The organism is Sorangium sp. So ce1036 (assembly GCF_051369805.1).
GTDB classification, from domain to species: Bacteria; Myxococcota_A; Polyangia; order Polyangiales; family Polyangiaceae; genus Sorangium; species Sorangium cellulosum_F.
Genome location: NZ_JBBMOX010000001.1, coordinates 4,597,104 through 4,620,234 on the forward strand (window position 1 = coordinate 4,597,104; position 23,131 = coordinate 4,620,234).

The window sequence follows — 23,131 nt, forward strand, 5'->3', positions numbered from 1 at the left end:
TATCGCTTGGCTTTGCTTCGCCTCGCCCGTTCGTTTGCTGTGGTACCCTGTATGATATGCGGACGATGGCGTTCGGGGCGGTGGGGGAGGTCTTCGTGGTCGTGCACGGCCATCTGGCGCCGTCGGACAAGGAGTGGAATCGATACCTCGACGCGGTGATGGCCCATTATCGCGGACGTTCCCGGGTCCGCACGCTGATCGTCACGGAGGGAGGCGCGCCGAGCCCGGCCCAGTGGCAGCGCCTCGTGACCCACCCGGAGATCACCTTTCACAAGGGCAAGCTTTGCGTGGTGACGGACTCGACCTTCGTGCGTGGCGTCGTCCAGGGGATGGATGCACCGGCGCTGAACCCGATCAGCGGTCAATATCAGCTCTTCAAGCGGGCCCAGCTCCTGGAGGCGCTGCGGGAGCTCGACGCGTCGCCCGGCGAACAGCGGGCGGCCATCGCGCTGGTGACCCAGCTCGAGAAGGCGGTCGGCGAGCGCTGAGGCCGCCCCGCGCGGAGCCCAGCGGCCGGGCGGCCGCGCGCGCGATCCAGGGCAGACTGCACGGTCCGGCGCATCCTCGCCCTTCCCCCCGACGGCATCTCGAAGCCCGAATTTCAACGCAAAGGCGCAAAGGCGCAAAGGCGCAAAAGGCGCAAAGGCGCAAAGGCGCAAAAGGCGAAGGAGGCTTTGCGACGCTGCGCCTCCGCGCCTTTGCGTTGAAATCCAATCTTTCATGGCGAACAACCATGCCAGCGGCGGTGAGGCGGGCCAGCCTTTCGCGTCGTCGGGAGAGACGCCCCGCATCACCCTTCCGGTGGTGTCCTCGGTGGGATAACATCCGCGCCAGAGGCTCACACCGCGATGCGCTGCTCTGTCTGTCATCGCCGGATCGGCGCCATCGCAGGGTGCCCGCTGCACCGCGGCGTCGCGGCGCAGGCGCCCGCGGCGGAGGTCGTCGCGGCGGAGGCCGCGCCCCGGGTGGCGGGGTTCGAGGCGCTCCGCCTGCTCGGCGAGGGCGGCTTCGCGCGCGTGTTCGCGGCCGCGCGGCGCGCGGACGGCCTCGCGGTGGCGCTCAAGATCGCGCGCTACCGGGGCGAGCCGCGCTTCTCGCGCGAGGCCGCCGCGCTCCGCCGGCTCGGCCCGCCCACGGTGCCGCGGCTGCTCGGAGCAGGGGAGCTGGACGGAGGCGTTCCGTACCTCGTCCTCGAGCTCCTCGAGGGGGAGACGCTCTCGCGGTGGATGGCGGCGCTCCCGGGGACGGGCGCCGCCGCGCCGGCCGAGGCCGCGCGGCTCGTCGGGGCGCTCGGCGCCGCGGTCGACAGGGCCCACGCGGCCGGCGTCGTGCACCGGGATCTGAAGCCGGAGAACGTGATGCTGCGGCGGCAGGCGGGGCCCATGCCGGAGGTCGCCCTCCTCGATCTCGGGCTCGCGCGCCTGGAGGAGGGGAGTCGCGCGAGGGGGGAGGGGCCTCCGCCGACGCACACCGGGCTGCGGCTCGGCAGCGTGACGTACATGGCCCCGGAGCAGTGCCTCGACGCGCGCGACGTCGACGCCCGCGCGGACCTGTACGCGCTCGGGGTCCTCGCCTTCGAGCTGCTCACCGGGCGGCCGCCCTTCGTGGGCGAGGCGCCCTCGGTCGTTCACGCGCACGTCGCCCAGCGCCCGCCGCGGCCGTCGGCGCTCGCGCCCGTCCCCCGAAGCGTCGATGAGGTGCTGCTGCGCGCCCTGGCCAAGGCGCGGGAGGAGCGCTTCGGATCGGCGCGCGCCTTCTCCGAGGCGCTCCGCGCGGCGCTCACGGGCGCCATCGTGCCTTTGGGGCGCGATGACCCCGCCGGAGGGCACGATGACCCCGCCGGAGGGCACGATGACCCCGCCGGAGGGCGCGATGACCCCGCCGGAGGGCACGATGACCCCGCCGGAGGGCGCGATGACCCCGCCGGAGGGCACGACGGGCCACACCGCTCGATGGGCTCGAAGACCGCTCGATGGGGTCGAATCCCGCTCGATGGGGAGGGCGAAGATCCGCGCCTGAGCCCCGGCGAATCGCCCCAGGGCGCCCCGCCGCGCCCGACCGCCCCGCCACGGCGCAGCCCCGTCGCGCTCGTCGCGGTCCGCGGCGGCGCGCCGATGGACCAGGTCGTGGGCGTCACGTCGTGCTTCGGCGGACGGCTCGTCCGGGTGCAGGACGGGCTCTACGTCGTCGCCTTTCCCGGCCCGCCGCGCCCGCGCGTCCGCGCCGCCCTGGAGGCGGCCCGGCGGCTCGTGGCCGCGCTCTCCGACGGGACCTCCGCGGCGGTGCACGTCGCCGACCTGATGGTGCGCGAGGGCGCCGCCGGGATGATCTTCGCCGGCCCGGCGCTCGCGCAGGCCGCGGCGTTGTGGCCCCCCGACGCCGCCGATCCGGTGGCGATCACGGCGGAGGCGGCCGCCCTCCTCGACGATGGCGCCGAGGACGACCCGGGCGAGAGCCCCGCCGCGCCGGACCTCCCGGCGGCCGCGCCGCCGCTCCGCGGGCGGGACGAGCTCGTCGCCGAGGTCGTCGCGCACGCGCGCGCGGCCTTTCGCGACGGCGCGCCGCTCCTGTGCACGCTGCTCGGCGAGGTCGGCCTCGGCAAGACGCGCCTCTGCGCCGCGCTGGCCGAGGCGCTCGCCGCGGAGCCCGGCGCGCGCGTGATCGCCGTCGCGGCCACGCCGCCCGACCGCGCCGCGCCGGCCGGCCTCGTCCGCGCGTTGCTCGGCGCCTGCCTCGCCGCGGAGCCCGACGCGGGCGCCGACGCCCTCCGCGACGCCTGCGTCGCGCGCCTCGGCCCGGAGCTCGGCCTCGCCTCGTGGCCGGCGATCGCCTTCGCGCAGGGCGTCCTCTCCGGCAGAGAGCCCGCCGTCGCCGCCGTGCTCGCCGCGCCGGGCGCCCTCCGCCAGACGCTCGCCCGGGCCGCCGGGGAGGCGCTCCGGCGGCTCGCCGAGGAGCGGCCGCTCGCGCTCCTCGTCGACGACGCGCACTGGGGCGACCAGGGCGGCCTCGACGCGCTCGAGATCGCGACCCTCTCGGAGGCCCGCGCGCCGCTCGCCGTCATCGTTTCGGCGAGCCCCGCCCTGCGCGCGATGCGCCCGTTCCACGGCGAGCGCGCGGCGCGCTCCCTCCAGCGGACGCTCGCGCCGCTCGACGCGGACGCCGCGCGCGCGCTGCTCCTCGACCGGCTGCACCCGGTCGAGTTCGTCCCGGAGCCCGTGATCGCGGGCCTCCTGGAGTCGGCCCAGGGGGTGCCGCTCTTCCTGGTCGAGCTCGCCACCTCGCTCCGGCGGACGGGCGCCATCCGGAGGGTCCGCGGCGGCCCGGGGTGGTACCTCGCCGGCGACGAGACCGCGCGCGGCGAGGCCGCGCCGGTCATGAGCCGGCTCGCGCGGCGCGCGCTCGCGAGCCTGCCGCCGCCGCTCGCCGAGCTCTCGCAGGTCTGCGCCGTGGCGGGCGACGCGTTCGCGGTCGACGAGATCGGGAGGCTCCTCGACGCCGCGGCGCGCGCGCGCGCGGTGACGGCGTGCGGGGATCTCGACCCCGGCGTCGGCCTCTCGCGGCTCGCGCGCCGCGGCCTGCTGCGCGAGGTGGACGCGGGGCGGCTCGCGTTCGCGCACCCGCTCCTCCGCGAGGCGATCGAGGCCGAGGTGCCGGCGGGGGCGCGGCGGCGGCTGCACGGCGTCGCGCTCCGCGGCCTGCTCGCGGCGCCCGGGGAGGGCGGCGCCCGCCTCGCGCGGATCGCGCGGCACGCCGCGGCGGCGGGCGCGCACGCCGAGGCGGCGGCGGCCTGCTTCGAGCTCGCCGAGGATGCGCGGCGGCGGCACCTCTACGTCGACGCGGAGCGGCACTACACCGCGGCGCTCGCGGCGCTCGCGGCGCTCGCGGACGCCGCCGAGGCGCCGGAGGCCACGGAGGTCCCGGAGGTCCTGGAGGTCCTGGAGGCCGCGGAGGTCCTGGAGGCCGCGGAGGCCGCGGAAGCCGCCGGGACGAGGCCGGCGCGCGCGGCGCTCCGCCGGACGCCGGAGCGCGCCGTGCGCCAGGCCGCCGTGCTGGCGGGCAGGGGCAAGGTCCGCCACCGGATCCAGCGGTTCGACGACGCGGCCAGCGACCTCCGCGCCGCGCGGGCGCTCGCGGAGGCCGAGGAGGACGCCGCCCTGGTCGCCGACCTGCTCCTGGAGGAGGCCACGGTGCTCGACTGGTGCGGCGATTACGCGGGCTCGCAGGCGCTCGTGGACCTGGCGGCGCCCCTCGCGGCGCGCCTCGGGGACGCCGGGCTCGGGGTGCGCTGCGACGTCGCGGCGGGGCGCGGCCACTTCCGCCGGCAGGAGATCGAGGAGGCCATCGCGCGCCTCGCGCCGGCGGCCCGGCGCGCCGCGGCGCTCGGCGACCACGAGAGCCACGTGATCGCCCTGCTCCTGCTCGCGCCCGCGCTCGTCTACGCCCGCCGCGTCGACGAGGCCGACGCGCGGCTCGAGGAGGTCATGGCGCGCTGCTCGAGCGCGGGCGACCGCCTGCACCTCGGCGTCGCCTACATGAACCGCCTCTTCGTCCGGCTGATGCGCGAGGACCCGGAGGGCGCCGTCGGCGACCTCCGGATCGCGGTCGCCCTCGCGCGCGAGCTCGGCAGCGCGTTCCTCGAGCGCGGCCCGACGCACAACCTCGCCGAGCTGCTCTACTGGAGCGGCGAGCTCTCCGAGGCGCTGCCCCTCGCGGTCCGCGCCTGGGAGCTCCAGCAGCGGTTCTTCGAGGCGAGCCTCGTGCCCGACTATGCGCTCCTCGTGGCGCGGATCCACTGCGCGCGCGGCGAGCTCGACGACGCCCGGCGCCACCTCGACTGGGTGCTCGGCCACGCCGATCTCGACGCCTTGCCGCCGGTCACGCGGGCGCTGGTCCGGCTCTGCGCGCAGGTGGTGGAGGGCGGCGAGGCGCCGGACGCGCTGTGGGACGCGCTCGTGGCCGAGGTGCGGGGGGCCGCGCTCCTGAGCGAGCACATCGAGGTGCTCTGCTTCGCCGCGGAGGCCGCGCTCCGCGGCGGCCGGCTCGCGGCGGCGCGCCGCTGGCTCGCCGAGGCGACGGCGGAGACCTCGGGCTCGCGCTTCTGGCGCGGGCGGCTGGCCCGGCTCGCCGCCGCGATCGAGCAGCGATCGCCCCCGTGAGCTCCGGTGGAATGCCGCTGTCGCGGCCGGGGCGACAGGAACCTTCCCCGTGTCGCGGCGCAGGCCACGGCGCGCCGGTCAGCCCTCCTGCCGCGCGGCGCGCGAGGGGGGTGCGGCCCTCTGGGGGCTCACCTCCGGGGCTTGCGTGCCGGCGAGCCCCGTTTGTGGCTCGCCTGCACTTCAGCCCCTCCGGTGAGCCCCCAGAGGGCCGCACCCCCCTCGCGAGGAGCCTCCGCGTGGCACGACCGATGCTCATGACCCCAGCACACCTCACGAAAGGCGCGATGATGAATCGACGAACCGTCTGCCTCGGCCTCTCCACGCTGCTCTCGGGCGCGGGCCTCGCGCTCGCGGTCAGCGCCTCCGGCGCTCCTCCGGCGCTCCCGGTCCCGATGATGCAAGCCGGCAACCACCTCTCGCTAGAACAGCTCGGCTTCAACATGCTCACGACCAACCGGCGGAGCCTCACGGCGCTCGTCAGCAATCCGTTCAATGACGCGTCGTTCTCCGCGGGAGCGCGCCTCGCCGGCAGGGTCGGGGCGCCCGTCCCCGCGGGGACGCTCCACCGGGCCTTGCTCGACCCCCCGGCGCGCGAGGTGATGAAGGACCTGGTCGAGTGCGCGCTCGGCGGCCACCAGAGGGTCTCGTGGACGCCCGGGGCCAAGGAGGCGTGGCGCCCGACCGCCGAGGAGTCGTCGGCGGTGGCGCGGACGGGCAAGCTCACCTGGACGGGCCGCGGCGCGGGCCTCTGCCCCGCGTGGGCCACCGGCGCGCCCGACGCGAGCTGCCAGGAGCTCGTGTCGGCCTGCCTGCTGACGAGGAACAACGCCCGTGGCAGGCCCGCCTCGATCTCGATCCGGGGGACCCACGCCGCGCTCGCGACCACCAGGGAAGAGCGCGAGCGGTACAAGGAGCTCGAGGGCGCCTTCTTCGGCAACATCCTCGATCCGGACGGGCTGAACCCGGCCGCGGAGAAGACCGCGGTCGACCAGGCCCCACCCAGGGTGGGCGTCATCTACAACAAGGCCTTCGTCTGCTCTCCGCCGGACCCCCGCTTTCTGATGAGCATCGGGTGCGACAACATGAAGCCTCAGGTCTGGATCTCGACGCGCGTCTGCGCCGTCCCCGATCTGAACGGCGGCGCTCGACACGAGGGGTGCGTCGCGACGTACGCCGGCTCGTGCCGCGAAGCGACGCCCAACGCCCCTGCCGAGACCCGCGTCAACGTCTGTGCCCCCGCGAGCAAGGGCTCCGGGGACGCGTACCCGAGCTGCACCGCGGGCGGCCGCACCTGGGAGCGGCCCGCCTCGGTGTTCCTCCCCCCCATGCCATCCACGGACGCCGACCGGCACGCGTGCAGACCGCAGCGGAAACCGGACCGGCTCCGCGACCACAACCGCCCGAGCCCGGACCCCGGCCCGGAAGACCGCGCCCGCGCGCGAAAGCCCGGCGCGCCGGACGACCGCGTGAAGACGATCCGCAAGCAACGCGTCACGCCGGCGGTCAACCCCGCCCTCCGCCAGCGTCTCCAGGCGCCGGCGCGCTGAGGTAGGCGGCGGCCCGGCGCTGGCGTCACGGGGCTTGCGCCCCGCCGCCGGCTGCTGCGATCTGCGGATCGCCGTGACAGCGACCACACGACCCCTTGACCCTGCCGTCACCCTGGTCGACGAGGCGTCGGTCGCGTCCGACGATCTCGCCCCCGGCACCCTCGCCGGGGAGTTCCTGGTCGAGGCGGCCCGCAGCCATGGCGGCTTCGCCGTGGTCTACCTGGCCACGCAGCTCGGCACCGGGCGGCCGGTCGCGCTCAAGGTCCTCCGGCGTCGGCTCGCCGCAAGTACGCGGATCCTGGCGCGATTTCAGCAAGAGGCCGCGGCACTCCGGGGGCTCGCGCACCCGCACCTCGTCGAGATCGTCGGCGTGGGCGACCTGCCGGACGGCCGGCCCTACCTCGCGATGGAGTGGATCGAGGGCCGGACGCTCAAGGAGGAGCTCCGCGCCCGCGGCGCGCTCTCGGCCGCCGAGGCGCTGGCCGTGCTCGAGGAGGTCGGCGGCGCGCTCTCCGCCGCGCACGCGCTCGGGATCGTCCACCGCGATGTCAAGGCGCAGAACATCATGGCGATCCCGCGGGGCGGGTGGTTCACGACGCGGCTCGTCGACCTCGGGATCGCCAAGCTGCTCGAGCCCGAGCGGCTCGGCCGCGACCCCATCTTCACGCAGAGCAGCGTGCTCGGGACGCCGGGCAGCATGGCCCCCGAGCAGATCGCCGGCCGCCCCGTCGACGCGCGGACCGATGTCTACGCGCTCGGCCTCCTGCTATACGAGATGCTGACGGGGCAGCCCGCGTTCCAGGCGGACAACCTCATCGAGCTCGAGGAGCTCCAGCTCTTCGCGCCGCCGCCCCGGGCGAGCGATCTCGTGCCCGTGCCGCCCGGGGTCGACGCCGCGATCGCGCGGTGCCTCGAGAAATCGCCGGACGCGCGCTACCCGAGCGTGGCCGCGCTGCTCGCGGATCTCCGCGCGGCGCCGCTCGCCGCGCCCGACGAGGCCCCGGCCGGCGAGGCCGCTGCGCTGCACGTCGGGGTGCAGATCGAGGGGATCGACGGGGAGGACGGGATCGACGCGGCGGCGTTCGACGACGCGGAGGCGGTCCTCGCGATGGCCCGGCGCGCCGCGGCCGACGCGGGGCTCGTTCCGGTCGTCGACGGCGGCGGCGTGCTGGTCGGGGCGACGGCGCTCCCCGGCGATCCGGAGGGCAGCCGCGCCGCCCGGGCCCGGCTCGTCCGCGCGGCGCGCGCGCTCGAGGCGACGATCGCCGCGCGGCCGCGGCCGAGCCCGGCGGTGCAGGTCGCGCTGGTGCTGCACGCCGCGCCCGCGCGGGTCCAGGGCGCGCCGGGCCGGCTGCGGTTCCAGGGAGGGGAGCTGCTGCGCGTCGGCGCGTGGACCGCCGCGCATCGCGGGGGCGGCCTCACGATCACGCCCGCGGCGCGCGCGGGGCTCGACGAGGGCTAAGAGCGCCTCTCAACACCTCCCGTCGCCAGGCGGCCGAGGGCGGGCGCATCGCGTCGTTGCTCCTCGTCGCCCTACTTCAGTAGGGCTCCTCGTCGCGCCTAGCGCTGCACCCACCCTCGGCCGCCTGGCTCGGTCCGGTTTTGTTCGGCGCTCTAAGAGCGCCTCTCAACACCTCCCGCCGCCCCGCGGCCGAGGGCGGCGGATGCTGTCGCCGCCGCGTCGCAGGCAAGGCGCGATCGTGTCGCCTCCCAGGCGACACGACACCGGGACAGCGCGGCGCGCGGCGCTCGCGGCGCCTCGATAGCGCGAGGTGGAGCCGCCTGGTCGAGGCTGGCACGTGCCGTGCTCCTATCTAGGACGAGGCCGGTGAGGTCGACGCGGTCGACGCGGTCGTGGCCGCGGGGCGACACGCCGCCCCTGGAATGGATCGCGCGCCGTGGGGCGCCTCGGATCCCGCCCGCGCGCCCGCGCGCCCTCTGCCTCGATCGCGCTCGCCCACGAAGGAGATTCTCATCATGAACCATCGAATGCTGACGAACGTTGCTGTTCTTCTCTCTTCCTGTGTCGCCTTCACCGTGCTCGGCGCGGCGGGGTGCTACGCCCCCGCCGTCGAGGAGGACGCGGAGTCGGCGGAGCGCGGGGCGGAGATCGACGATCTCGCGGAGGGCGCCGGCGAGGAGGAGGCCGGCGAGGCCTCGGAGGACGTCGGCGAGGCGCAGGAGGCGCTCCTCGCGTGCGCGCCCACGTGGCATCACGGCGGCAATCTCTGGGAGCAGACGTACGACAAGGTGATGGGCTGCGCCTGCGGGGACGGTTACATCAAGAGCTCCTACAAGGTGTGGAACTCCGGCCACGGGAATTGCTGGGCCCTCGGCTGGGTGTCCAGCGATCCGAAGGACTGCCGGGTCAATGTGCGCATCAAGGACTCTGGCGGGTTCTTCTATGGCGACTGCCATCTCGAGGTCCAGTCGACGCTCAACCCCGCCGCGAGCTGCGTCAACCGCTGCGGACAGCGAGCCCCGGACGGCTGCTATTGCGACGCGGAGTGCTCGCGCTTCGGCGACTGCTGCCCCAACTACGACGCTGCCTGCTAGCCCCGCGGCTCGCCGCGGAGTCCACGGGACGCGAGGCGGGAGGCCGCGATCTCGCCCGGGGCGCGTGAGCCCCGGGCGGCCGCTGCCCCTGCCGCGGGATGTCGCGAGCGGATCCGACGGGCTCGCCTGTCCCTGGGAGCTCGTCCACTCCCGTGCTGGGTTCTCACCGTGACCATCGAGGTGCGTTCATGTCGAGGCATGAGCATAAACGTTCGCTCGCGCGCGGCGCGATGACATGGGGTTATCTTTGCCTCCTCGTCGCGGCCTGCTCACCGCAAGACACGGCGCCCGCGCCCGCGCGGAGCGAGCCTGCCGCCGCGGCGCTCGGGTATCCGCGCGGGCGCTACTGGCGTGACCCGGAGAGGCTCGATCGCGTCGTCGCCTCGGCGGCCCATATCCTGATCGCCTATCCCTCCGGCAGGCCTCCCCGGACGAGGCTGTGGATGCCGGTGCGGCAGGTGAAGAGGACGCGCGCCGAGGCGCTCCGCATCGGGCAAGACGTCCTCCGGCAGCTCGCGGGCGAGCCGGAGCGGTTCGGCGAGCTCGCCCGCCGGTTCTCGGACGACGAGGCCTCCGCGCCCCACGGCGGCGAGCTCGGGCTCTTCCGCGTGATGAGGCTGTCGCCGCCGCTCGTCGACGCCATCGCGGCGCTCAGGCCGGGCGAGGTCTCGCGCATCGTCGAGAGCGAGCTCGGGTTTCATATCCTCCTGCGGAGGGCGGCGCCGGAGCAGCCCAGCCGGCTGTCGGCGCGGAGGATCCTCATCGGCTATCGGGGGGTCCAGGCGGAGGGGCTCCGGCCCGGGCGAGGCGAGCGGACGAGGCAGGAGGCGCTCCGCCTCGCCGAGGAGGCGCGCGCGCTGGCCGCCGCGGCGCCCGCCTCGTTCGATGAGCTCGTGCCGAGGTACTCGGACGCGCTCGACGTGGCGGGAGGAGGCGACCTGGGCGCCTTCTCGACCCACGAGCTCGGCGCCGAGCCGCTCCTCCTGAGCGTGCTCGGGCAGGCCGGGGAGGGCGCCGTCACCCCGGTCATCGACACCCGATGGGGGTTCCAGGTGCTGCGGCGCGACGGCCGCGTCGAGCGGGAGGAGCTCGCCGCCTCCACGATCGTCGTCGGTCACCAGGGGGTCTCGCCGGGGTTCCTCTCGCGTCCTGCCGCGCGCACCGCGGAGGACGCGAGGCGGCTCGCCGAGGAGATCGCGCGGGAGGCCCGCGGATCGGCCGCCAGCTTCGAGGATCTGGCGCGCGCTCACTGCGACGCCTGGCTGTGCAGCGGGCGCCCCGCGCCGTGGACGCAGGGGAGGATGATCCCCGAGATCGAGCAGGCCGTGCGCCGGCTCCAGATCGGCGAGATCGGGGCGGCTCCCGTCGAGACGCTCCTCGGCCATGTCGTCGTCCGGCGCGAGGACCCGGCGCGCCATGCGCTGAGCGACGACGATCCGCGGCGCGCGCCGACGACGACCCGGTTCCCCGACTCGAGCCCCTGGAAGATGGCCGACTACCTCCAGAAGCTCGACGGGCAGCGCGTCGCGCTGTTCACGCGCCAGTTCGGGCGGCACGTCACGGAGGCGATGCGCCTCTCGGAGGAGGAGCGGGCGCAGATCACGGCGATCCTGTCGTCGCTCGCGTCCGCCCTCGAGCGCTGCGCCCCGGAGGAGCGCGGCGCGCTCGTGGAGGAGGCGGAGCGGGAGGCCGCGCTCATGCTCGGGAGTCGTCGCTACGCCGAGCTCGTCAAGGCGCGGGAGCGCTGGTTCGAGGCGATGACCAGGATGTGAGGCGGCGACCCCGCCGTCCTCGCAGCGCGGGCTCCGCCCGCGAGAAGACACCCTATCTCGTTCAGTGAAGGAGAGCTGTGACCATGATGAAGAAACTGGCCGTTGGCGCGCTCGGCGCGGTGGCCCTCGCGGGGGCGCTCGTCTCGTCGAACGCCGAGGCGACATGCACCATCGACAGCGAGTGCAAGGTGGCGTTCGGCTGCGCGCCGTGCAGCACCGCGTGGGCGCTCGGGATCACCGGCACCGCCTGGCAGGTCCGCTCGACGACGGACATCAACGGGGCTCGAACGTCGTTCCGGACGCGCCGCACCACGGCCGGCAACGGCGGCGGGTTGACGGTGGAGGCCACCGAGGTCGGGAGCTCGTTCCACACCGTCTACGGCGATATCGCGTGCTCGAGCAACACGTATTCGGAGCTCATCGAGTTCCACGAGACCGGCTCTCGCACGGTCTTCTGCCCGTCGGGGACGACCCCCGTGCGCGCCGACGCGAGGATCTATCTCCCTGACGAGCTCTGTCCCTTCGACCAGATCTGCGCCTTCAACTGAGCCGGAGGCGTCCTCGGGGCAGGGCTCGCGCGGGCATCACGCCGCGCGGGCCCTGCCCGCTGCTCCTGTGGGGCCATGATGATCCACGGAATCGACGGGCTCGGCGTCGTCACGACCGCCATGGCCGTGCTCCTGCTTCGCGCGCTGCCGGTCCTCGCGGTCGCGCTCGTCTCTAGGGGCGTGGGCGCGGGCGACAGGGGGGTGGTGTTGCTGCTCTACGCGGCGCTCGCCGCCTGGGTGGGCCGCCTGGCCCCCGTCCACGTCGAGCGGCTCGCCGTCCTCTGCGCTGCGTTCGGGTACTGGATCGTCGCCGCAGCGGCCTTCTCCGCGCTCGCGCGCGCCGGGGCGTGGCGACGCGTGCCCGCTCCGGTCTCCTTCGTGGCCATCGCCGCCGTGTGGCTCGTCGCCCCCGCCGCGCTCCTGACCGGGCCGGCGCGGGCCGCCGTGGTGCTGGCGGGCGTCGACGGGATGCTCTCGATCTACAGCGTCGCGCGCGACGGGAACCCGCGAATGCCCCTCCGCGACAGCCTGTTCTTCGTCTTCGTCGATCCGACGCTGGTGCTCGCGCAGCGCGCGCGCCGCGTCGAGGCGCCGGGGCTCCGGCTCCCGGCTGCGGCGCGCCTCCTGCTCGGGGTGGCCGCCGTCGCGGGCAGCGTCGCGCTCGCCCTCGCCGCGGCGCCGCTCCTCTCCAGCCCGCCCTGGCTCGTGAGCGGCGCCGCCCAGTACGCGCGCGTCATGGCGATCGCCGGGGCCATGGCGCTCTCCTTCTATGCCGGTCACTCGGGGGTCGCGAGCATCCAGATCGCGCTCCTGTCGATGCTCGGGTATCGCGCCGGCGAGCGATACCTGTTTCCCCTGGCCGCCACGAGCCCTCGCGACTTCTGGCGCCGCTGGAACGTCTACCTCGGCCAGTGGCTCCGATGCTACGTCTACATCCCCTGCGCGCGCTCGCTCGGGCGGCGCGTGCCTGCGCCTGTGCCTGTCGCCGGTGCGCTCGCCGTGCTCGCCGCGTTCGTCGCGTGCGGCGTCCTCCACGCAGGCGTGCAGCGCTTGATTCACGGCCGGACGCCGTGGACGGTGGTGGTCGCCTTCGTCGTGCACGGCTGTGCGCTCATCGCGTGGGACGGGGCGGCGCGCGCGCTTCGGGCGCGCGCCGGCCGCGGGACGGGATCCGCCGTCTCGCGCGCGGCGTCGCGGCTCCTCTTCATCCAGTTCTCCCTCGTGATGCTCCTCTGGCTCTATCCGGCCCTCGCCGGCGCGTCGACAGGGACACCCCTTCCCCTCTCTTCTTGGCGTCCTTGGCGCCATGGCGGTTCTTCTGCTGATCCGGGGCAACTCCCCGCAGTCGTGCTAACCTTGCGGCTCGCGCTCCGGCCCGAGGCCGTGCCGGTGGAGCAGGCGATACAGGTACCGCCGGTCGAGCCCCGCGGCCGCCGCCGCCCGCGAGACCTTGCCGCCGTGGGCGGCGAGCAGCGCCTCGAAATAGCGGCGCTCGAAATCGGCGAGCACCCGATCGCGCGCCTCGGCGTACGGCAGGCTCACGTCGACCGGCGCCGGCGCGCTCTCCGGCGCCCGCTCGCCCACGGGCGGCGGCGCGCGGAACACGAGGGACTGCTCCACGTAGTTCCTGAGCTCGCGCACGTTGCCCGGCCACGCGGCGCGCTTCATCCGGGCGACGACCTTCGGCTCCCGCAGCGCCGCCGCCTCCTCCGGCGTCGCGTGGAGCGACGCGAGCAGATCGTCGAGCAGCGCCGGGATGTCCTCCGGGCGCTGCCGGAGCGGCGGCATCGAGATCCGCACGACCGCGATCCGGAAATACAGATCGGCGCGGAAGCGACCCGCGTTGACCTCGGCGCGCAGGTCCCGGTGCGTGGCCGCGACGACGCGCACGTCGATCGGCCGCGGCGCGTTGGTCCCGACGCGGCGGATCTCGCGCGCCTCGAGCGCCCGCAAGAGCTTCGGCTGGAGGTCGAGCGGCAGCTCGCCGATCTCGTCGAGGAAGATGGTCCCGCCCGAGGCCTCCTCGAAGGCGCCGACGCGCTGCTCGGCCGCGCCCGTGAACGCGCCCCGCGCGTGCCCGAACAGCTCGCTCTCGATCAGGCTGCCGTGGATCGCCCCGCAGTCCACGACCACGAACGGCCGATCCCGCCGCGCGCTCCGCTCGTGGATCGAGCGGGCCGCCTGGCTCTTGCCCGTGCCCGTCTCGCCCTCGAGCAGCACGGTGACGTCGCGCTCCGCGGCCCGGGCGAGGAGCGCGAACACCGCGCGCATCGCCGCCGACGCGCCCGAGAGCGCGCCGAACCGCGCCTCGTCCCAGAGCGGCAGGCGGTTGTGCTCGGTCCCGAACTCGAAGCGCGCGACCGTCTTGCCGAGCCGGATGTGGCTCCCCGTCCGCAGCAGGGCCTCGATCACGTGCACGCCGTCGACGACCGTGCCGTTGTGGCTCCGGAGGTCGCGGACGCGCGCCCCCGCGCCGTCGATGTGGATCTCGCAGTGGAAGCGCGAGACGGTCGGGTCCGCGATGACGAGGTCGTTGCCGTCGCTCGAGCCGAGCGAGCACCGATCCGCGGACGAGTCCCAGACGGTGCCCCTGGCCGGCCCCTCGACGAGCTCGAGGCGGAAGCGGCGCACCGCCCCCGCGCCGTCGCTGCCGGGCGAGCCAGGGTGCGTCAGCGTCTCGAAGCCGCTGTGGGCCGCCTTGCTCGGGGGTCTGCTGGGCACGCGGCCACGTTATCACACGCGGATCACGCCCGGCGGCGACCCCTCGCGCCGCGCCCGGGCGCCCCGAGGGCGGCGGCCGCGCGGCGCACCGGCGTCGGCCGGCGCGCGATCGCCGCTCACAATAGCCCGATCGGCCCCGGCGACCACGGCAGCTCCACCGCCTCGCCGATCGCGGGCAGCGCCATGCGGCGGAGCCGCCCGTCGCGCCAGGAGAGGAGCGCGAGCCCCGGATCCTCGAGCGGCGCGCCGAGATCGACCTCGAGGCGCGAGGGCTTGCCGTCCTCGACCTCCGCGACCCGGATCGTGGCGCCGCACTGGGTGACCTGGTAGCCCCGCGGGATCGGCGCGGACGGCGCGCGGTAGAGCGTCTCGAAGGCGCCCGTCAGCATCGTCCGGCCGAGCGGCTCGAGGGTGAACGAGCTCGGGCCGGTGCGCGTGAGGCGGTGCGAGGCCCTGGCCATCGAGAGCGCCGACCAGCAGGGCAGGGCGTCGGGCGACGCCAGGCCGAGGATCGCCTGAGGATAGATGGTCACCATGGGATCCGACGCGGCGGCGATGAACGCCCGCTCGCGGGGCGGCGCCCCGAGCTCCGCGGTGCGGGCGACACCCTCGAGCTTGCGCGCGATGTCCGCGCTCGAGGCGGTGGCGGCGAGGAACAGCAGCGGCGCGATCGCGACGTGCACGGCGGCGAGGAACCCCGCCCCGGCGCGGCGGGGCCACGGGGCGCGCCCGGGCGAGGGGCCCTGGCGGAGCCCGCGCAGGATGACGACGGCGAGGAGCGGCGCGATCCCGAGGCTCGGGAGCAGGAGGAGGCGCGACCCGGGGAAGCCGCCGAGGCTCGTGACGAGCGCGAGGAGCGCCCCGGGGACGAGCCAGCGCAGGGCGGCCCGCTCGCGCTCGGGGATGGCGGGGAGGCAGGCGCGGTAGAGCAGGGCGAGGCCGGCGACCGCCGCGAGGCCGACGGCGACGAAGGGGCCGCTGGGGAGCGCGGAGGTGAGGTCGGCGGGCATGGTCACGAGGGCGTCGCCGAGCAGGACGGGCAGGCGCTCCGCCGCCGCGGCCGCGAACCGGAGCGGGCTCGCGAGCGGGTCGACGTACCCGCCCGTGTTCGCGGCGCCGCCGCCGACCGCCTTGTAGGCGGCGAAGTAGACGAGGAGGCCGAGCGCCGGGAGCGCGGCGGCCGCGCGGGCGCGGAGGCCGGCCGCGCGGCCCGGCGGCACCGGACCCGCGAGCTGGTAGGCGATCCAGTAGGCGGCCCCGCCGAGCGCCGCCTCGCCGCCGAGGAGCCCGACGCCGAGCCCGAGCGGGCCGAGGTACCGCCCGGGCCGCCACCCCTCCTCGCGGTACCGCAGGTAGGCCAGGAGCCCGAGCACCGCCGGGAGCGCCGCGAGCAAGAGGTGCTGGCAGGCGATCCAGCCGACCGGGTGCAGGTGGTTGTCGCACACCGCGAACAGGAAGAGCGCGAGCGCCCCGGTCGCGCCCGGGAGCACCCGCAGAAAGAGCCTGCCTGCGGCCGCGACCAGGGCGACGTACAGCGCGATGGAGACGAGGTGGTACCCGAGCGGGGCGTGGCCGAAGACGGCGTGCTCGAGCGTGAACAGCGCGCTCGCCAGGGGGCGGACGAGGTGGAGCTTCAGGCCGGGGTCGGTCCACCACGGAAACCCGGAGACGAGGTTCGCCTGCAGCTTCAGCGCGTCGCCGTCGAAGAAGTTGTAGAGATCGTACCAGGGCGGCGAGCCGGGGATCCGCCCCGCGAGGTAGGAGAGCAGGACATAGTCGTCGGCGTAGAAGCCGATCGCGACGGTGGGCGCCGAGATGACGAGCGCGAGGAGCAGGACGACCTTGAAAAAGTGAGGGTGGCAAAGCCACCGCGCGAGGCGATCGGGAGGGGTCGGGCTCATTTCGGCCCACATCGTAGGGGCCGCGAGGCGCGCCGTGCAGTGGACGCGGCGCCGTCCCGCGCGCCGCGGTCCGACGCCGGGCGCATGTCGCCCCGGGGCGCGTGACAGGCGCGCCTCGCGCCGCCCGCGCGCGCCCGGCGGCGACCGAGACGCGAGACGCCGTGACGCCCTGCGACGCTCCGGAGATCCTGCGCTGCTGGCGCGGCTCGTCGTTTGATGGCGTCGGAGAGGAGAAAGGCGATGTCATGAGATTCGTCGACCCTCGGGGCTTCGCGGCCGCGTTGGGTGACCGTGATGGGTCGATATCCCGATCCGGCGCGCGTTCTGGCGTGCTTGAGCGTGGGAGTTTCGGTGCTGCTCGAATTGTCCAGCTCGGCCAGGCCGCGTGTGCGAGGACTCGTGAACGATGCGATGTGATGCGATGGATGGCGCGCATCAAGGCTGTTTCTGATGGGTGCTCAAGGCAAGATGGGTTAAGCTGAGGGAGCTGCTTAGTCAGGAGAGCTTGATGATGTCTTCGTCTTGTTCGAGGACCACCTCCGGTCCACGGGGAGCGAGGCGGCTGCTCGGCGCGGGGCTCTGCGCCGCGGCGCTGCTGCTCCCGGGGTGCACGGGCTCGTTGGGCGCTCCGTGGGAGGGCGGCGAGGGGAGCGACCAGCCGGGCGGCGGAGGCGTCGATCTGCCGGAGGGCGCGGAGGGGGCGCAGGTCGCCGCGCGCAGCATGTTCCCGCGGCTCAGCCATGCGCAGTGGGAGAACACGGTGCGTGATCTCTTGCGCCTCGACGAGGGGCCCGGCTTCTCGGCGTCCTTCACGACGGATCCGCTCGGCGGCGTGTTCGACAACAACGAGGCCGTGCTCCAGGTGACGCCGGGGCTCTGGGGCGATTACCAGCGCGCGGCCGAGGAGCTCGCCGCGATGGTCACCGCGGACGAGGCGAAGCTCGGCCGCGTCCTGCCCGCGGATCTGCCCGCCGCGCCGGAGGCGCGGGCGCGGGCGTTCGTCGAGCGGTTCGGCGAGCGGGCGTTTCGCCGGCCGCTCGCGGCCGGGGAGATCGACGCGTACGCGGCGCTGTTCGACCGCGGCGAGGCGCTCTTCCCGGGCGAGGACCCGTTCGTCGCCGGCGTGCGCGCGGCGCTCGAGGCGTTCCTGCAATCGCCCCATTTCGTCTACCGCGTCGAGATCGGCGCCGGGCCGGCCGAGGGCGGGCTCGTCCCGCTGAGCGGCCACGAGATCGCGACGAAGCTCGCGTACCTCTTCTGGAACACCATGCCGTCGGACGAGCTGTTCCTGGCCGCGGCGGCGGGCGAGCTGTCGAGCCCCGAGGCGGTCCGCGCCTACGCGGCGCGGATGCTGGAGGACCCGCGGGCGCGCGAGGTCGTCGGCGCGTTCCACCGCCAGCTCTACGACTACGCCCAGTACCACGACCTCAACAAGGATCCGGAGCTCTATCCCGAGTTCGGCCCCGAGATGGGCGAGGCGATGCAGCGCGAGGCGGAGCTCTTCGTGGATCACATCGTCTTCGACAGGGACGGCGGGCTCACCGACCTGCTCACGTCGCGCACCGCCTTCGTGAACGACGACCTCGCGGCGGTCTACGGCCTCGAGGGCGAGTTCTCGGAGGCGTTCGAGCGGGTGGAGCTCGACGCGGCGGAGCGCTCGGGGCTGCTCACGCGCGCCGGCTTCCTCGCGGCGAAGGCGACGGCGCGGGAGCCCGACACGATCCACCGCGGCGTCTTCGTGAACCTCAGGATCCTGTGCGTCGCGCTGCCGTCGCCGCCCGACAACGTCGCCGCGCTGCCGCCGGGCGAGCACAGGACCAACCGCGAGCGCGTCGAGGCGCACACGGGCAAGGGGACGTGCGGCGCGGCGTGCCACGGGGCGCTCATCAACCCCGCCGGCTTCGCCTTCGAGCACTACGACGCGATCGGCCAGTATCGCACGACCGACAACGGCGAGCCCGTCAACGCCGCGGACGTCTACGCGCTCGGCGGGCAGCCGCGGAGCTTCGCGGACGCCGTCGAGCTCAGCCAGATCCTCGCCGAGAGCAGCGAGGCGCACGCGTGCTACGCGAAGCGCTGGATCGAGTTCGCCCACGGGCGCGACGCGCGCCCCGAGGACCGGGCGCTCCTCTCCGCGCTCGCCGAGGCGTCCCGCGGCGGCGCCTCGACCCGGGAGCTGCTCCTCCAGATCGTCTCCTCCCCGTCCTTCCTCGCTCGCGTTCCCGCGGAGGCGCCATGATCACCCGACGACGTGTGCTCCGAGGCCTGTTCGGCGTCACGGTCGCGCTGCCGTTCCTGGAGAGCCTCGCGCCCCGGCGCGCCTCGGCCGGCGCGGGCGACGTGCCGCCGTTCGCGATCTTCATGCGCCAGGCGAACGGCGTGGCCCAGGCGATCGACGACGAGCCCGAGATGTTCTGGCCCAGCGAGCCCGGCCCCCTGACCGCCGCCGGGATGGAGCGGGAGAGCGACCGGGCGGTGAGCGAGCTCAAGGACTACGCGGACAGGCTCATCCTGGTGCGCGGCGTCCGCTTCGCGTTCGAGGGCAACGGGTGCGGCCACTCCGGCGGCGGCAACCAGTGCCTCACGGCCGCGCGCGTGTCCGAGGATCCGTCGGGCAACGAGTCGCTCGCGATGGGCGAGTCGATCGACAACCGGATCGCGACCGAGCTCAACCCGCCCGGCGTCGAGCCGCTGACGCTCTACGCCGGCAAGGCGGTCGGGTACATCAACGAGGTGCTCTCCTACCGCGGGCCGAAGCAGCTCCGCGCCGCCGAGCGCAGCCCGTTCAACGCCTACCAGAAGCTCTTCGGGCTGGCGGACGTCGAGCCCGAGGTCATGAAGGCGCTGGCCGAGCGCCGCGCCAGCGTGAACGACCTGGTCCGCGGGGAGATGAGGGCGCTGCTCGGCCGGGCCGACCTCAGCAAGGCCGACCGCGAGCGGCTCGAGCTCCACTTCGACAGCATCCGCGACCTCGAGGTCACGCTCACCTGCAAGCTCCCGCCGGAGCGGGTCGCCGAGATGGAGGCGATCGCCCCGGCGGTGCGCGCGAACGACAACGTGGAGGCCGTGGCCCGCATGCACATGGACATCATCGCGCTCGCGATGGCGTGCGGCGTCACGCGCGCCGCGACCCTCCAGGTGGGCGACGGCAACGACTCGACCGAGTACACGATCCACGGCGTGCGGCAGAAGAGCTTCCACAAGATCTCCCACCGCATCGACGGCGACGGCTCCGAGGGGCCTCCGATCGAGGGCGCCCAGGAGCTGCACCACCAGATCGACCGGATCCACGCGCGGCTGTTCAAGCACCTGCTCGACCGGCTCTCGGCCTACCAGCTCGGCTCGGGGACGCTGCTCGACCACGGCGTGGCCGTGTGGCTCAACGACCTCGGCGACAAGTACCACTCCTACAAGAGGGTCCCGTACATCCTCGCCGGCGGCGCGTCGGGTTTCCTGAAGACGGGGCGGTTCGTCGACGTCTCCATCACGAACAACAAGCTGCTGAACACGATCGGCGCGGCCGTCGGCTGCACCAATGCCGAGGGCGGCCCGCTCGACGACTTCGGCGACGAGAGCCTCGAGGGCGGGCTGGTGGGCGAGATCCTCGCCTCGTGAGCGCGGGCGCGCCGGCCTCGCCGGGCGCGCGTCCGGGGGGGGGCAGCGCGCTGGGTGCTCACCTCCGGGGCTTGCGTTCCGGCGAGCCCCCAGCGCGCTGCCCCCCCGGACGCGGGCCCGGGTCGCGGCGGCCTAGGGAGACCGGGTAGCTACGCGTCATGGTGCGGGATTCGCGCGAACGCGAGCCCATCATCGACGGCGATACCCGCCGATCCACTTCGTCCAGGTGTCGCGTGCTTACGCGCACCTGCCATCAAAGAACCGGATCGCTGATGGTCTGCTTTGCATCAAGTACCGCGCTCGGTACTACGAAGGTCTCGACTTTCCCGTGGGGCTCTTGCTCAAAGGCATTTCATATAAGCGTTCGCTCCGCTCGCGAAATGGCTACACGCAAACGAAGGGCCGAATGATAGCCTGAGCGTGTCTTGAATCCATGACGTCTTGTTGCTGAGGTCCGACCAGGTCATGTTAGCCCCAAATTCCGCGCAGCCCAGGGTGGTCGCGCCCCGATGGGTACCTGCCGCGATATAGGCATTATCGTAGTAGCGCGTGGCAGGGCCTCCGGAGTCTCCCTTGCAGGTCCGCGCATTTGTCAAGGCAACCGCGTAAAATGAACCGTCTCCAGGAACGGATGATACGTAGACCTGCGAGAATGTGGCTCCGGTGAGCAGGTCGCCCGCCCCAGCGGTATCCGTCGGATGGCGAGCCCCCCAACCCCAGATGCTAAGCGGTTGAGTGAGATACGGGGCGGCCGTCGATATGCGCATGACATCCTGGTTGGCGACTACGGATGCCCAGGCCGTCGAGGGAAGCGTAAGAATTGCAGTGTCCGTGCTGGCGCTCTGGGCATTGAAGTCCCATCCCGGCGCGGCGTGCTCTTCCATGAGGATCCAGTTGTCGGTCCGGGCTGAATCCGTCAGGTTCATGAAGGTGGTGTACCCCGTCTTGGCGCGAACTTGATACCATTGGCTGCTATAGAATGAATCTGTACAGTGAGCCGCCGTCATAATGTGGCGTCTGGTTATGAAGTAGCCGCTGCAAATTCCGCTTGCGCCGCTTCGTGTGAGCTCTACGACGGCCAAATTTGCTGCGGCGGAATCGCCGTACCATATCGGATCACTAATGGATTCGATGGATTCGAATTTGTGGCTATCGTCGACCTCGGTTGCGCAGCCGGCGAGCGCAGCACACAGGCCGGTGGTTCCAACCAGACGTGCGGGCTGCAGGAAATGGTAATGAGTATTGTGTGTCATTGTTATTTCTTTTGTTCGCTTTAATAGTTTTGTTGTTGGTGCGAAATGGGGCGGTTCATTAAGTGGTGCTGATGCTGTGGGTAGGCACCGCGCTTAGAGCGCCTAACAATAGCCCGCCGACCTCGCTCGAGCGCCCGCTCGCTTGAGACAAACGGTACGCGCATTAGATTGCACGCGTGGGCAAGCTGTTGGTGCCGGACGAACTCTGGGAGCGAATCGAACCTCTATTGCCGAAGGCGGAGCCGAAGCCGCAGGGCGGCCGGCCGCGCACGCCTGATCGAATCGCCCTGACGGGGATCTTGTTCGTGCTGAAAACGGGGATTCCTTGGGAATATCTCCCGCAAGAGCTCGGCTGCAGCGGCATGACGTGCTGGCGCCGGTTGCGCGACTGGCAGCAGGCTGGCGTCTGGGGTCAGCTCCACAAGGCATTGCTGGATGAGCTCGGCGGGGCCGACAAGATCAACTGGGAGCGTGCTGCGCTGGATGCCTCGCTGGTTCCGGTAAAAAGGGGGGTGAAGAGACTGGCCCGAACCCCACAGATCGCGGCCGGCCGGGCACGAAATATCACATTTTGGTCGATCAGAATGGTATCCCGCTCGCCGTCGAGATGACGCCGGCGAACGTCCATGACTCGAAGATGTTCACGCCTATGGTGGATGCGGTACCGACGATCGCGCGGCCTTGCGGCCGACCGCGGCGCCGCCCCAAGAAACTGCACGCCGATAAGGCCTACGACGACCCGGCCCTGCGCTTGGCTTGCCATCTGCGCCACATCGTGCCCCGCATCGCTCGCAAGGGCATCGAGTCGTCGGAGAAGCTCGGCCGTTACCGCTGGGTCGTCGAACGGACGATCGCATGGCTCCGCCGCTTTCGGCGCTTGACTGTGCGGTATGAACGCCGTGCCGATATTCACCGAGCGTTCCTCCAGCTCGCCGTGTGCCTGATCTGCCTCTGCCATATCCAGGCCGGGTTTTGTTAGGCGCTCTTAATCTGCTGTTCGGTGTTGCATGAGGAAAGGAAACTCAAGGCAATTTGATTGTGGCAAGGTGAGTCGACGCGCTTGCTTTAGGGGACAGAAGATTCTCTTGCGCGATTCGTCTCCCTCCTGGCAGGGTGACACTATATTAATGGTTTGTCCATGTATTGAATGGGTCGATTTGTATCACTGCCTGCGGGGTTGATCATGGGCTCGCATGCCGGTGCCAGAAGTCAGCCGCGCGGGCCCAGCTCTCTGCCGGACGCGACCGCCCGACGATGCGCGTCTGCTCGGGGGGGGGCGACGTGCGGGAGTGAGGGCGGTAGGGCGCAGACAGCGTCGCGGTTCGTGCGCCGGCCTCTGAGCCAAGACACGACCCGCACCCGCTCTTGCCGGAGAGGTATCTCATGCGTCGCAAGGGCAGCGGACGATGCCGCGTTCACGATCAAGGTCTGTATGCGGCCTCGTCGTCGGCACTCGCGCAGCTTACCACGGGTGGCAATGAGTAACCGAGTGAACATCGGTTGCCGGGGCAGTTGAGATAAGCGCAAGCCTCCGCTTCCGAGGGAAAGCAGTAACTGCTGCCAGCGATCATGGCTCCACACTTCTCTTGTTGGTTCGAGTTAGCAGGCGGTTCAGGCGGCAGATTGGGCTCGTTCGCGGGGGCCTGCGTCGCGGGCGTACGCGTGTGAGCAACCTGCTCGGCGCAGCTCGCGACGCCGGCAAGGGCGAGGACTATGCAGCATATCTCGCCAAGGGGTGGACGGGTTGAACGCACCTCATGTAAGCGTCCGATGCACTTGCGTAACGCTTGCAAGAGAATGAAGAGCCGAACGGTATCCTGTACGTGCTTTCGATCCATGGCGTTTTATTACTGAGTGAGGTCCGACCAGACCATGCTGGCCCCATATTCCGCGGAGCCCGGAGTGGACGCACCCGATGGGTGCTTGCCGCGATATGGTAGCCGCGCATACTAGCGTGTGGTCGAATTTTCGGTACTGCCCTTGGTACGTTTGTGCGTACAGTGTTACTGTGCGCCGGAAGGTTGCTACGAGGTGCTTGACTCTCGCATCCGTGATCGGTTAC

Annotated in this window: 16 protein-coding genes and 1 pseudogene; 11 read left to right on the forward strand and 6 right to left on the reverse strand. The window is 72.8% G+C overall.

Annotated elements, in window-relative coordinates; genetic code table 11:
- Positions 1 to 56 precede the first annotated feature (56 nt).
- The 7 genes from WMF31_RS17450 to WMF31_RS17480 all read left to right on the forward strand — a co-directional run bounded on the left by WMF31_RS17450 (position 57) and on the right by WMF31_RS17480 (position 11,579).
- Positions 57 to 488 (forward strand): hypothetical protein, encoded by a 432-nt coding sequence (locus WMF31_RS17450; protein WP_436603029.1) that lies wholly within the window; start codon positions 57 to 59, stop codon positions 486 to 488.
- A 360-nt stretch (positions 489 to 848) separates the two neighbouring features.
- Positions 849 to 5,156, forward strand: coding sequence for a protein kinase domain-containing protein (locus tag WMF31_RS17455; protein ID WP_436603030.1), 4,308 nt, complete (start codon positions 849 to 851; stop codon positions 5,154 to 5,156).
- Between the two features lie 284 nt (positions 5,157 to 5,440).
- A complete protein-coding gene (locus WMF31_RS17460; protein ID WP_436603031.1) occupies positions 5,441 to 6,703 on the forward strand; it encodes a hypothetical protein in 1,263 nt (420 codons plus the stop codon).
- A 73-nt stretch (positions 6,704 to 6,776) separates the two neighbouring features.
- Positions 6,777 to 8,165, forward strand: coding sequence for a serine/threonine-protein kinase (locus WMF31_RS17465; protein WP_436603032.1), 1,389 nt, complete (start codon positions 6,777 to 6,779; stop codon positions 8,163 to 8,165).
- 515 nt (positions 8,166 to 8,680) lie between these two features.
- Entirely contained in the window at positions 8,681 to 9,259 is a 579-nt protein-coding gene (locus WMF31_RS17470) for a hypothetical protein (RefSeq protein ID WP_436603033.1), read from the forward strand.
- A gap of 188 nt (positions 9,260 to 9,447) precedes the next feature.
- Positions 9,448 to 11,031, forward strand: a complete 1,584-nt coding sequence (locus tag WMF31_RS17475) for a peptidylprolyl isomerase (RefSeq protein WP_436603034.1) — start codon at positions 9,448 to 9,450, stop codon at positions 11,029 to 11,031.
- 83 nt (positions 11,032 to 11,114) lie between these two features.
- Entirely contained in the window at positions 11,115 to 11,579 is a 465-nt protein-coding gene (locus WMF31_RS17480; protein ID WP_436603035.1) for a hypothetical protein, read from the forward strand.
- 215 nt (positions 11,580 to 11,794) lie between these two features.
- Here WMF31_RS17480 and WMF31_RS17485 read toward each other — a convergent pair whose 3' ends face one another.
- A complete protein-coding gene (locus WMF31_RS17485) occupies positions 11,795 to 11,965 on the reverse strand; it encodes a hypothetical protein (protein WP_436603036.1) in 171 nt (56 codons plus the stop codon).
- A gap of 93 nt (positions 11,966 to 12,058) precedes the next feature.
- Entirely contained in the window at positions 12,059 to 12,334 is a 276-nt protein-coding gene (locus tag WMF31_RS17490; RefSeq protein WP_436603037.1) for a hypothetical protein, read from the reverse strand.
- Between WMF31_RS17490 and WMF31_RS17495 the strand changes: the two are divergent.
- Positions 12,333 to 12,614, forward strand: a pseudogene (locus WMF31_RS17495) (MBOAT family O-acyltransferase); the annotation flags it as partial. The gene WMF31_RS17490 and the pseudogene WMF31_RS17495 sit on opposite strands and share 2 nt — an antisense overlap.
- A gap of 20 nt (positions 12,615 to 12,634) precedes the next feature.
- Here the strand turns inward: WMF31_RS17495 and WMF31_RS17500 are convergent.
- The 3 genes from WMF31_RS17500 to WMF31_RS17510 form a co-directional block, all read right to left on the reverse strand.
- Entirely contained in the window at positions 12,635 to 12,787 is a 153-nt protein-coding gene (locus WMF31_RS17500; protein WP_436603038.1) for a hypothetical protein, read from the reverse strand.
- 142 nt (positions 12,788 to 12,929) lie between these two features.
- Complete coding sequence (locus WMF31_RS17505) at positions 12,930 to 14,300, reverse strand: sigma 54-interacting transcriptional regulator (protein ID WP_129348526.1); 1,371 nt, start codon at positions 14,298 to 14,300, stop codon at positions 12,930 to 12,932.
- A gap of 116 nt (positions 14,301 to 14,416) precedes the next feature.
- Positions 14,417 to 16,201, reverse strand: a complete 1,785-nt coding sequence (locus WMF31_RS17510; protein ID WP_436603039.1) for a hypothetical protein — start codon at positions 16,199 to 16,201, stop codon at positions 14,417 to 14,419.
- A 508-nt stretch (positions 16,202 to 16,709) separates the two neighbouring features.
- Here WMF31_RS17510 and WMF31_RS17515 point away from each other — a divergent pair.
- Positions 16,710 to 18,440 carry a DUF1592 domain-containing protein gene (locus tag WMF31_RS17515; protein WP_436603040.1) on the forward strand — a complete coding sequence of 577 codons (1,731 nt, stop codon included), beginning with the start codon at positions 16,710 to 16,712 and terminating at the stop codon, positions 18,438 to 18,440.
- Positions 18,437 to 19,816, forward strand: a complete 1,380-nt coding sequence (locus WMF31_RS17520) for a DUF1552 domain-containing protein (RefSeq protein ID WP_436603041.1) — start codon at positions 18,437 to 18,439, stop codon at positions 19,814 to 19,816. Before WMF31_RS17515 ends, WMF31_RS17520 begins: the two co-directional genes overlap by 4 nt.
- A 341-nt stretch (positions 19,817 to 20,157) precedes the next feature.
- Here the strand turns inward: WMF31_RS17520 and WMF31_RS17525 are convergent, their stop codons facing one another.
- Positions 20,158 to 21,069 carry a trypsin-like serine protease gene (locus WMF31_RS17525; RefSeq protein WP_436603042.1) on the reverse strand — a complete coding sequence of 304 codons (912 nt, stop codon included), beginning with the start codon at positions 21,067 to 21,069 and terminating at the stop codon, positions 20,158 to 20,160.
- Between the two features lie 176 nt (positions 21,070 to 21,245).
- Here WMF31_RS17525 and WMF31_RS17530 point away from each other — a divergent pair.
- Positions 21,246 to 22,048 (forward strand): IS5 family transposase gene (locus tag WMF31_RS17530; protein ID WP_129346188.1). Its coding sequence is split into 2 segments (ribosomal slippage): positions 21,246 to 21,570 and positions 21,570 to 22,048, totalling 804 coding nucleotides; the frame shifts between segments, so codons are not numbered across the junction.
- Positions 22,049 to 23,131 lie beyond the last annotated feature (1,083 nt).

Coding starts and splice junctions, on each gene's coding strand:
- WMF31_RS17470 (WP_436603033.1), top strand. CDS start 8,681: ATGAACCATCGAATGCTGACGAACGTTGCTGTTCTTCTCTCTTCCTGT.
- WMF31_RS17480 (WP_436603035.1), top strand. CDS start 11,115: ATGATGAAGAAACTGGCCGTTGGCGCGCTCGGCGCGGTGGCCCTCGCG.
- WMF31_RS17460 (WP_436603031.1), top strand. CDS start 5,441: ATGATGAATCGACGAACCGTCTGCCTCGGCCTCTCCACGCTGCTCTCG.
- WMF31_RS17525 (WP_436603042.1), bottom strand. CDS start 21,069: ATGACACACAATACTCATTACCATTTCCTGCAGCCCGCACGTCTGGTT.
- WMF31_RS17490 (WP_436603037.1), bottom strand. CDS start 12,334: ATGGCCCCGGCGATCGCCATGACGCGCGCGTACTGGGCGGCGCCGCTC.
- WMF31_RS17510 (WP_436603039.1), bottom strand. CDS start 16,201: ATGAGCCCGACCCCTCCCGATCGCCTCGCGCGGTGGCTTTGCCACCCT.
- WMF31_RS17475 (WP_436603034.1), top strand. CDS start 9,448: ATGTCGAGGCATGAGCATAAACGTTCGCTCGCGCGCGGCGCGATGACA.
- WMF31_RS17515 (WP_436603040.1), top strand. CDS start 16,710: ATGATGTCTTCGTCTTGTTCGAGGACCACCTCCGGTCCACGGGGAGCG.
- WMF31_RS17485 (WP_436603036.1), bottom strand. CDS start 11,965: ATGGCCACGAAGGAGACCGGAGCGGGCACGCGTCGCCACGCCCCGGCG.
- WMF31_RS17500 (WP_436603038.1), bottom strand. CDS start 12,787: ATGAAGAGGAGCCGCGACGCCGCGCGCGAGACGGCGGATCCCGTCCCG.
- WMF31_RS17520 (WP_436603041.1), top strand. CDS start 18,437: ATGATCACCCGACGACGTGTGCTCCGAGGCCTGTTCGGCGTCACGGTC.
- WMF31_RS17455 (WP_436603030.1), top strand. CDS start 849: ATGCGCTGCTCTGTCTGTCATCGCCGGATCGGCGCCATCGCAGGGTGC.
- WMF31_RS17450 (WP_436603029.1), top strand. CDS start 57: ATGCGGACGATGGCGTTCGGGGCGGTGGGGGAGGTCTTCGTGGTCGTG.